Consider the following 578-nt stretch of genomic DNA (forward strand, 5'->3'; position numbering starts at 1 on the left):
GCGACGACGGGGCGTGGCCGCAGAGCTGGAACCGCTGGAAGTTCGACAACTGGGTCACCCACTTCCGCGCGCCGTTCGAAACCTGGGGCAACGCCTGGTTCAACGCGCCGTGCATCGACTGGCCCGCGAAGCCGGGCAAGCCGGTGGAGATCGACGGGCGCAAGGTTCCGGGCATCCTGCTGGTCAACGAGGAGAACGACGCCGCGACGCCGTACCCCGGCAGCCTCGAGGTCCGCAAGCGCTACCCGAACTCCAGCCTGATCAGCGCCCCCGGTGGCACGACGCACTCGGGTTCGCTGTCCGGCGTGTCCTGTGTGGACGACAAGATCGCGGACTACCTGCTGACCGGAAAGCTGCCGGTGCGCAAGCCGGGCAACGGTTCGGACGTGCAGTGCACCCCGGTCCCGCAGCCGGTCCCGGCCGGTGCCACCGCGGCTCCCAAGTCCGAGGTGCCGTCTTCGGTGACTGAAGTGAAGAAGGAGGCGCTGGCTCAGGCGCTGCCTTTCTGAGCCTGTCGCTTTCGGGATGCTTCGATGCCCCGGTCCGGTTTCCCGGACCGGGGCATTTCCTTTGGGCAG

General features: G+C 68.2%; 1 protein-coding gene. It reads left to right on the forward strand.

Translation table 11 applies throughout. The annotated features are described in order from the left end of the window. Window positions 1–509: alpha/beta hydrolase (locus CFP71_RS42735; protein ID WP_143267327.1), on the forward strand; the 509-nt coding region annotated here is incomplete at its 5' end. Between the last annotated feature and the right edge of the window lie 69 nt (window positions 510–578).

The organism is Amycolatopsis thailandensis (assembly GCF_002234405.1).
Taxonomy (GTDB): domain Bacteria; phylum Actinomycetota; class Actinomycetes; order Mycobacteriales; family Pseudonocardiaceae; genus Amycolatopsis; species Amycolatopsis thailandensis.